General features: G+C 67.4%; 9 protein-coding genes. 5 read left to right on the top strand and 4 right to left on the bottom strand.

Features of this window, described 5'->3' with window-relative positions; all coding sequences use genetic code 11:
* Both GJV64_RS08365 and GJV64_RS08360 read left to right on the top strand, forming a co-directional pair.
* On the top strand, positions 1 to 1335 hold a 1335-nt coding region (locus GJV64_RS08365; RefSeq protein ID WP_164156806.1), incomplete at its 5' end, for a DUF1254 domain-containing protein.
* Positions 1332 to 3005: a thiamine pyrophosphate-binding protein gene (locus tag GJV64_RS08360; protein ID WP_164156805.1), complete on the top strand. Its 1674-nt coding sequence runs from the start codon at positions 1332 to 1334 to the stop codon at positions 3003 to 3005. The genes GJV64_RS08365 and GJV64_RS08360, both read left to right, overlap by 4 nt.
* A gap of 10 nt (positions 3006 to 3015) precedes the next feature.
* Here GJV64_RS08360 and fghA read toward each other — a convergent pair whose 3' ends face one another.
* Together fghA and GJV64_RS08350 are read right to left on the bottom strand one after the other, a co-directional pair.
* Complete coding sequence (fghA, locus tag GJV64_RS08355) at positions 3016 to 3837, bottom strand: S-formylglutathione hydrolase (RefSeq protein WP_164156804.1); 822 nt, start codon at positions 3835 to 3837, stop codon at positions 3016 to 3018.
* Positions 3837 to 4946 (bottom strand): S-(hydroxymethyl)glutathione dehydrogenase/class III alcohol dehydrogenase, encoded by a 1110-nt coding sequence (locus GJV64_RS08350; protein WP_164156803.1) that lies wholly within the window; start codon positions 4944 to 4946, stop codon positions 3837 to 3839. Before GJV64_RS08350 ends, fghA begins: the two co-directional genes overlap by 1 nt.
* Positions 4947 to 5130: 184 nt before the next feature.
* Between GJV64_RS08350 and infA the strand changes: the two genes are divergently transcribed.
* Positions 5131 to 5391, top strand: coding sequence for a translation initiation factor IF-1 (gene infA, locus GJV64_RS08345; protein ID WP_017668801.1), 261 nt, complete (start codon positions 5131 to 5133; stop codon positions 5389 to 5391).
* 86 nt (positions 5392 to 5477) lie between these two features.
* Entirely contained in the window at positions 5478 to 6356 is an 879-nt protein-coding gene (locus GJV64_RS08340) for an SMP-30/gluconolactonase/LRE family protein (protein ID WP_164156802.1), read from the top strand.
* A gap of 3 nt (positions 6357 to 6359) precedes the next feature.
* On the opposite strand, the gene GJV64_RS08335 is transcribed toward GJV64_RS08340, so the two are convergent.
* Together GJV64_RS08335 and GJV64_RS08330 are read right to left on the bottom strand one after the other, a co-directional pair.
* On the bottom strand, positions 6360 to 6797 hold the full coding sequence (locus GJV64_RS08335; protein ID WP_164156801.1) for a DUF192 domain-containing protein: 438 nt from the start codon (positions 6795 to 6797) through the stop codon (positions 6360 to 6362).
* Between the two features lie 11 nt (positions 6798 to 6808).
* Positions 6809 to 7399: a cold-shock protein gene (locus tag GJV64_RS08330; RefSeq protein WP_164156800.1), complete on the bottom strand. Its 591-nt coding sequence runs from the start codon at positions 7397 to 7399 to the stop codon at positions 6809 to 6811.
* 264 nt (positions 7400 to 7663) lie between these two features.
* On the opposite strand from GJV64_RS08330, the gene GJV64_RS08325 reads away from it, so the two are divergent.
* On the top strand, positions 7664 to 8187 hold a 524-nt coding region (locus GJV64_RS08325), incomplete at its 3' end, for a CoxG family protein (protein ID WP_164156799.1).

Raw genomic sequence — 8187 nt, 5'->3', positions numbered from 1 at the left:
AAGCCGGCGCCCAAGGCGGCCCCCAAGCCGGCGCCCAAGCCAGCCCCGAAGCCCGCCGCCATCGCCCCGCTGCCCGACACGCCGGAAATCCAGGCCCTTCGACGCGCCTTCCGCTTTGGCCTGGCGCCCTATGAAATGCTGCGCACCCGCGGCCTACAACTGTCCCGCATTGCCGAGGCGGGGCTGGGCACCGGCGTCAACGCGCTCGTCCCGCGTCTCACGCTGGCCGATGCCACCACCCGCGACGTGACCACGCCCAACAACGACACGCTCTATGCCTCGGCCTGGCTCGACCTTTCGGATGGCCCGGTGTTCTTCTCGATCCCGCCGATTGCCCGTTATCACTCCGCCGCGCTGATGAGCATCACCAGCGATGTCGGCGCCGTGCTCGGCACCCGCAGCGTCGGCGCCAACGGCGGGCGCTATGCCATCGTCGGGCCGGGCTGGCGCGGGGAGCTGCCAGCCGGCGTGGAGCGCGTGCAGGCGCAATCGAACGACGCCTGGCTGCTGGTGCGCGTGGTGGTGAACGGGCCGGAAGACCTGCCCGCCGCTGCCGATGCCCTCACCCGATACACGCTGGCCGGCACTGGTCCGGGCCGCCCGCTCGACCTGCAGTTGCCCACGCGCCCCGATGGCCGCGCCTTCCTGGCGGCGGTCAATGCCGCCATCGAACGGTCGGGTGACCCGTTGCTGGTGGAGCGCGCGCGCCGCTTTGCCAATGAAGGCATCGGCCAGCCGTGGGAGGCGCTGCCGGCCGACCTGCAGGCGCGCTGGAACCAGAGCCTGCCAGCCCTTTATGCCGAGGTGCGGCGTGAACTGGAGCAGGGCGAGGCGGTGGATGGCTGGGTCTATCCGCCGTTCAACATGGCGCTCTATGGCGAGGATGACGACACCCGTGCCCGGGTCGCGCTGGGGGGCCTGGCAGCGCTCCCGCGGGTCGAGGCGGTCTATGTGACGGCGCGCAGCGATGGCGCCGGCCAGGCGCTCTCGGGCGCGAAGAGCTGGCGGCTGAAGATCCCGGCCGGCCTGCCGGTGGGCGGCTTCTGGTCGCTGACCATGTATGAGCGCGATGCCGACGGCCGGCTGTTCTTCGTGCCCAACGAGCTCGACCGCTATGCCGTGGGCGACCGGTCGCGCCATCTGCGGCCCGAACGCGACGGCAGCATCGAGCTGTTTATCCAGAACGCCAAGCCATCGGGCGAACGCGTGGTGAACTGGCTGCCGGCGCCGAAGGGCCCGTTCGTGCTGATCTTCCGCGCCTATCTGCCCGGCGCCGGGCTGCTCGACAGCACGGTGCGCCTGCCCCCTGTGACTGAAGGCGAGATGATCCCATGACCAGCAACAGCGCCCCTGATACCAGCAGGGCCGGCAAGCATATCCTGCTCGATATCCTCCATTCCGAAGGCGTCGAGATCATCTTCGGCAATCCCGGCACCACCGAGTTGCCGCTGCTCGATGCCTTCGTGGTGGAGGAGCGGTTGCGCTACGTGCTCGGCCTCAACGAGGTGGTGGTGATGGGCATGGCCGATGGCTGGGCGCAGGCCACCGGGCGGCTGGCGGTATGCAACCTCCACGCTGCCCCAGGTCTCGGCAATGCCATGGGCATGCTCTACAACGCGGCGAAAGCCGGCGCGCCGGTGCTGGTGACGGCCGGGCAGCAGGACATGTCGATCCGTCTCACCGAGCCGCTCTTGTGGGACGATCTCGCCACCATGGCGCGGCCGCTGTGCAAATGGTCGTTCGAGGTCAGCAGCATCGAGGAGCTGCCGCGCGCCGTGCGCCGGGCGGCCAAGGTGGCGCTGACCGCGCCGACCGGCCCGGTGTTCCTCTCCATCCCCGGCGACGTGCTGACGGCCATCGCGCCCCATGATCTCGATCTCGGCGCGCCCACCCGCATCGGCGCAGGCGTGCGCGGGGATGCCGCCGAAGTGGCGAAGGCCGCGGCGCTAATCCGTGCGGCGACCAACCCGATCATCTTTGCTGGCGACTGCATCGCCAACCGCGATGCCTTTGCCGAGATGGTGGCCTTTGCGGAAAGCGTCGGCGCGCCCGTCTACATGGAGGGCATGGCCAACCGCGCCGCCTTCCCGACAAACCATCCGCTGTTCGCCGGCACCGTGCCGCGCATGACCCCGGCGCTGCGCGCGGCAACCCGCGACCATGACCTGGTCATCTCCATCGGCGCCGATCTCCTCACGCAAAGCCAGGCCACCGGTGTCGAAGGTCTGGAGCCGGGCAAGCTGCTCGTGCACCTCGACGACAATGTGTGGGAAATCGGCAAGAACTTCCCCGCCACCGCCGCCATCCAGGGCTGCCCCAAGGCGACGCTGCCGGAGCTGACCGCGCAGGTGCGTGGCAGCGGGGACGCACGCCGCGCTGGGGTGGAAGCGAAGATTGCCGAGGCGAAGGCGGCCCTGCTGGCCAGGGCCGAAGCGGCGATGGACTCGAACCCGCTCGATCCGATGGCGGTGCTGAAGCGGCTGGGCGAAGTGATGCCCGATGATGCCATCATCATCGAGGAGCTGCTGTCATCCGGCATGAACACCGTGCGCCAGTTGCTGCCCGCCACACGGCCCGACAGCTGGTTCGGCATGCGCGGTGGCGGCATCGGCGTGGCGCTGCCGCAGGCCGCCGCCATGAAGCTGGCCAACCCGGACCGGCCGGTGGTGGCGCTGTCGGGCGATGGCAGCCTCATGTATTCCGCCGCCGCGCTGTGGACGCTGGCACATTACAAGCTGCCGGTGGTCACCATCGTCTTCAACAACGCCAGCTATCGGATCCTGAAGCAGCGCACGCGGGCCATTGGCGACCACAGCGCGCGCGAGAACCGCTTCGTGGCAATGGACCTGACCGAGCCGGCCATCGACTTCATGGCGCTGGCCGAAGCCCACGGCGTGGAGGGCGTGCGGGTGGAGAGCATCCCGGCCCTGATCGAGGCCTTCAAGGCGGCGCTGGCCAGCGATGCGCCGACCCTGATCGAGGTGCCGGTCGCTAGAGCACCGTGACGCTGTCGCGCTAGAGCCGGGCCCCGTGCCAGCGCAAGTGATCGGCCACGAAGCTCTGCACGAACCAATAGCCGTGGTCATAGCCAGCGTGGCGCCGCAGCGTCAGCGGGATGCCGGCGCGGGTGCAGGCGGCTTCCAGCAGGTCCGGGCGCAGTTGCTGTTCCAGGAACTGGTCGGCCTCGCCCTGATCGACGAGCAATTCGGCAACGCGCGCCCCGCCGTCGATCAGCGCGCAGGCATCATGCGCTGCCCATGCCGCCTGGTCATCGCCCAGATAGGCCGGCAGCGCCTTCTGGCCCCACGGCACCTGGGTGGGCGCCACGATGGGCGCGAAGGCCGACACGCTGCGGAAGTGGCCGGGGTGCTTCAATGCCAGGGTCAACGCGCCGTGGCCGCCCATGCTGTGCCCGGTGATACCCTGCCGCGCCATGTCGGCCGGAAAATGCACCGCGATCACTTGCGGCAGTTCGTCGATCAGCCACGTGCGCATCCGGAAATGGGCGGCCCACGGCTGAGCGGTGGCGTCGAGATAGAAGCTGGCCGCCTGCCCCATGTCCCACGCGGGGTCATCGGCCACGCCGTCGCCGCGCGGGGATGTGTCGGGCGTGACGACGATCAGGCCCAGTTCGGCCGCCAACCGTTGCGCACCGGCCTTGATGGCGAAGGTTTCCTCGTTGCAGGTCAGGCCAGCAAGGCACCACAGCACCGGGAACGGGCCCGCTCCCGGCGGCACGAACACGCCGAAGCGCATCGCCGTTCCAGTGCTGATGCTGGCATGGCTGTGGAAACTCTGCACCCCGCCATGACAGGCGGCGCGACTGAGCGTTTCCATCAGAATACCACCACGCTGCGGATGCTCTTGCCTTCGTGCATCAGGTCGAAGGCCTTGTTGATGTCCTCAAGGCTGAGCACGTGGGTGATCATCGGGTCGATGGCAATCTTGCCGTTCATGTACCAGTCGACGATCTTCGGCACATCGGTGCGGCCCTTGGCGCCGCCGAAGGCACTGCCCTTCCACACCCGCCCGGTGACCAGTTGGAAGGGCCGTGTGGCGATTTCCTTGCCGGCTTCGGCCACGCCGATGATGATGCTCTCTCCCCAGCCGCGGTGACAGGCTTCCAGCGCGGTGCGCATGACGTCGGTGTTGCCGGTGCAGTCGAACGTGTAATCCGCGCCGCCGTCGGTGAGCGCGACGAGATGGGCGACAAGATCCCCCGAGACATCCCTCGGGTTGACGAAATCGGTCATGCCGAACTGGCGGCCCCAGGCCTCGCGGTCGGGGTTGATGTCCACGCCGACGATCTGATCGGCGCCAACCAGCTTCAGGCCCTGGATGACATTGAGGCCGATGCCGCCCAGCCCGAAGACGATGCAGCGCGCGCCGGGCTCCACCTTTGCCGTCTTCACCACGGCGCCCACCCCGGTCGTCACCCCACAACCGATGTAGCAGGCCTTGTCGAACGGCGCGTCGGTGCGGATCTTGGCCACCGCGATCTCGGGCAGCACGGTGAAATTGGAGAAGGTGGAGCAGCCCATATAGTGGAAGATGGGCTGGCCCTTGTACGAAAAGCGGGTCGTGCCATCGGGCATCAGGCCCTTGCCCTGTGTCGCCCGGATGGCGGTGCACAGGTTGGTCTTGCCGGACAGGCAGCTTTTGCACTGCCGGCATTCCGGCGTGTAGAGCGGGATCACGTGGTCGCCGGGCTGCACGCTCGTCACCCCAGCGCCCACCTCGCGCACGATCCCGGCGCCTTCATGGCCCAGGATCGAGGGGAAGATGCCTTCCGAATCCTTGCCTTCCAGCGTGTAGGCATCGGTGTGGCAGATGCCGGTGGCCATGATCTCCACCAGCACCTCGCCGGCCTTCGGTCCTTCGAGATCAACCTCGACAATCTCCAGCGGCGTGTTGGGCGCGAAGGCGACAGCGGCACGACTTTTCATGACGATTCCCCTGTTGAACGGGCGCCACACCTGCCGGCTTTGGCGCGGCTTGCCAAGGTGGCGCACTTGCTTTTTGCGCTGCGAAGGGCCATGGGGCTGGCCGACGGCCGTCCATGGACGTGCCGGGCTTCGACACCAGACACAGGATCATTCATGCGGTTTGCCAGCGGGATTCAGGCGTAACATGCCGAAAGAGGAAATCATCCGGATCGAAGGTGAAATCACCGAGATCCTGCCCGACGGGCGTTTCCGCGTGAAGCTGGAAAACGAGCACGAGATCATCGCCTACACCGCCGGCAAGATGCGCAAGAACCGCATCCGTTCGATCGTGGGTGACCGCGTGCATGTCGAGATGACGCCCTATGACCTCGACAAGGGCCGCATCGTGTTCCGTGAGAAGACGACGCCGATGCCCATGAACCAGCGGCGGTTCTTCCGCCGCTGACAAGAGCGCACCAGCGGCGGTTCTTCCGTCGCTGACTCGCCTTCGCTTCTGGTCTAGGTTTGCCGTCCATCGGGGGGGCGAACGCCATGGCGCGCAGCATCACACATCTGGCAGACGGCATCTATTTTGGCGAAGGGCCACGCTGGCATGATGGCCGGCTGTGGTTTTCGGACTTTCACGCCTTCGCGGTGAAATCGGTCGATCTTGCTGGCCATGTCCGCACCGAACTGCAGATCGACGATTGGCCATCGGGGCTCGGCTGGCTGCCCGATGGGTCGCTCCTGGTGGTGGCCATGCGGTCGCGCCGGCTGCTGCGGCGCTGGCCCGATGGCCGGATCACCACCCATGCCGATCTGTCCGGCCTTGCCGCCTGGCACACCAACGATATGGTGGTGGATGGAGAGGGCCGCGCCTATGTCGGCAACTTCGGCCTCGATCTGGAAACCGCGATCCATGAACAGGGATTTGAGGCGGTGATTGCCAATCCGGTCGGCGCCAATCTGATCCGGGTCGATCCCGATGGCAGCGTGCATCTTGCTGCGCCCGATCTGGCCTTTCCCAACGGCAGCATGATCACGTCCGATGGCCGAACGCTGATCGTGGGCGAAAGCACCGGCATGCGGCTGACGGCCTTCAGCATCGCGGCCGATGGCAGCCTGCAGGATCGGCGCGTGTGGGCGGCGCTGCCCGGCATCGTGCCCGATGGCGCCTGCCTTGATGCCGAAGGGGCCGTGTGGCTGGCCGATGCCGGCGCGGCACGCTGCGTGCGCGTGGCCGAGGGCGGTGCCCTGCTGGACACGATCGAAACCGATCAGCCCTGTTATGCCTGCATGCTCGGCGGCCCCGAACGCCGCCATCTGTTCATGCTGACGGCGCCATCGGCCCTGGTGTCGGATTGCGCGCCGGCACCGCGTGGCCACCTGGTTGTCGCGCAGGTCGACGTCCCTGGCGCAGGCCTGCCGTAAGGCCTATTTTCGCCGCACCCGATCGCCGGGCTTCAGGCCGATCCGCTCTGCCTCGCCAGCATTCAGTTCGATCACCTCGCCGGTGATGCCGGCGGCGGGCAGCAGCGCACGCGAATAGGGCTCGCCGCGCAGCACATTCAGAACGCGCCCGGCTGGCGAGACGAAGATGATGTCGAGCGGCAGGATGGTGTTCTCCATCCAGAAGGCGGCCTGCTTCGGCGGATTCATCGGAAAGGCCATGCCGGCCGCCGGCGCCATCTTCTCGCGGAACATCAGGCCACACGCCTGCTGCTGGCTGGTGAGCGCCAATTCCACCTTGTAGGTGAAGCGGCCCTTGGCGGTTTCGAAAATGGCCGTGCCGCGCTTCAGATCGGCAAAGGGACAGGCGGCCGCCGTGCCACTCAGGGAGACAGCAGCCAGAAAAAACAACGCAATACGCATGGCAGTCTCGTTCAATCGCTACTGCCCGCCGCCCGGGCCGCCACCGCGAGCGGCCCCTTGTTGCCCGGCGCGACCCGCACTTCCAGCGGCTGACCCGGCTGCAGTTCGCCCAGCCCGGCGCGGCGCACGGTTTCCATGTGGATGAAGATATCTTCGGCGGCATCCGGGCGGACCACGAAGCCATAGCCCTTCAGCCGGTTGAACCATTTGACCGCGGCCGGCTCGAACGGCCCGGCATCGGCCAGCAGGGCCTGCGGGTTGGCGCGCTCGGCCGCCTTGGCCGCTGCCGTCTCCGGATCGGGGCCGATGGCGGTCGACAGATCACAATCGATGATGCGGCGGGCCTGGCGGCCACGTTCGCGCGCTACTGCCGCCACCGTGAGGGTGGCGCCTTCCGGCAGGGTACGGCGACCCAGTTCGCGCACCAGCGAATAATGCACAAGAACGTCGCTGCCGCTGCCGCTGTCCGGCACCAGGAAGCCATAGCCCCTGACCGGATCAAACCATTTCATCGTGCCACGAACGATCGTTTCTTCAACCGCTGCTTCGCCCTTCGCCGGATCTCCCGCAAGGGGTTCGCTGGGCGTTGCGTCCGATTTCATTCTATCCCCCATGTTGAACGCAACCACCTAGGCCCTCTAGCCTAGATGACAAAGTGATTAATGGATAGTGTTTTGTCACGCTAAGTGTCCTTTTCGCCGGCGCTGTCAAGCGCGGCGGCCGGATTAGGGGGCCGGGGTGCCCGGGATCGGCATCACCCGCATTGACTCGAGGGCCTCCCCGGCGGCAAGCCAAAATCTGGCAGGGCGCCTTTTGGCTGCGACAGATGCGGCGGGGCGCCGGGAATCGAAGGCGGACGGATCGGCATGGAACTGGCAGGACAGGTTGAAATCGCCGCCGCGCGGACCGCCCTGTGGGCGGCGCTGAACGATCCCGATGTGCTGGCCCGCTGCATCGACGGCGTGGAACGGCTGACCCGCAGCGACGGCGATACGCCGGTGTTCGATGGCGAGCTCAATGCCAAGGTGGGCCCGGTCAGGGCGCGCTTTGCCGGCACGGTGCGGTTGGAGCACATTGTCGCCCCCGAACGCTATCGGCTGGTGGGTGAAGGCAAGGGCGGCGTTGCCGGCTTTGCCAAGGGCAGCGCCGACATTTCGCTCACCGAACTGGGGCCGGCCGCGACGCGCCTCGATTATGTGGTGAAGGCACAGGTGGGCGGCAAGCTCGCGCAACTAGGTGCCCGGCTGATCGAAGGCACGGCCAAGCAATATGCAGACAACTTCTTCACCCGCCTGAAGGCCGAGGTGGAAGGCGCCGCAGCCGACCCAGCGCCCGCGGCCACCGCTGCACCGGCCGAACCGGCGCCGCAGCCGGCATCGGCTGGCGGCGG

The organism is Sandarakinorhabdus rubra, from assembly GCF_010994245.1.
GTDB lineage: Bacteria > Pseudomonadota > Alphaproteobacteria > Sphingomonadales > Sphingomonadaceae > Sandarakinorhabdus > Sandarakinorhabdus rubra.
The sequence above is the reverse complement of the archived record's forward strand: the minus strand, read 5'-3'. Positions and strand labels throughout refer to the sequence as shown.

Excerpts from the sequence above, each read along its gene's own strand:
- GJV64_RS08360 (WP_164156805.1), top strand. The coding sequence starts at position 1,332 with ATGACCAGCAACAGCGCCCCTGATACCAGCAGGGCCGGCAAGCATATC.
- fghA (WP_164156804.1), bottom strand. The coding sequence starts at position 3,837 with ATGGAAACGCTCAGTCGCGCCGCCTGTCATGGCGGGGTGCAGAGTTTC.
- GJV64_RS08350 (WP_164156803.1), bottom strand. The coding sequence starts at position 4,946 with ATGAAAAGTCGTGCCGCTGTCGCCTTCGCGCCCAACACGCCGCTGGAG.
- infA (WP_017668801.1), top strand. The coding sequence starts at position 5,131 with ATGCCGAAAGAGGAAATCATCCGGATCGAAGGTGAAATCACCGAGATC.
- GJV64_RS08340 (WP_164156802.1), top strand. The coding sequence starts at position 5,478 with ATGGCGCGCAGCATCACACATCTGGCAGACGGCATCTATTTTGGCGAA.
- GJV64_RS08335 (WP_164156801.1), bottom strand. The coding sequence starts at position 6,797 with ATGCGTATTGCGTTGTTTTTTCTGGCTGCTGTCTCCCTGAGTGGCACG.
- GJV64_RS08330 (WP_164156800.1), bottom strand. The coding sequence starts at position 7,399 with ATGAAATCGGACGCAACGCCCAGCGAACCCCTTGCGGGAGATCCGGCG.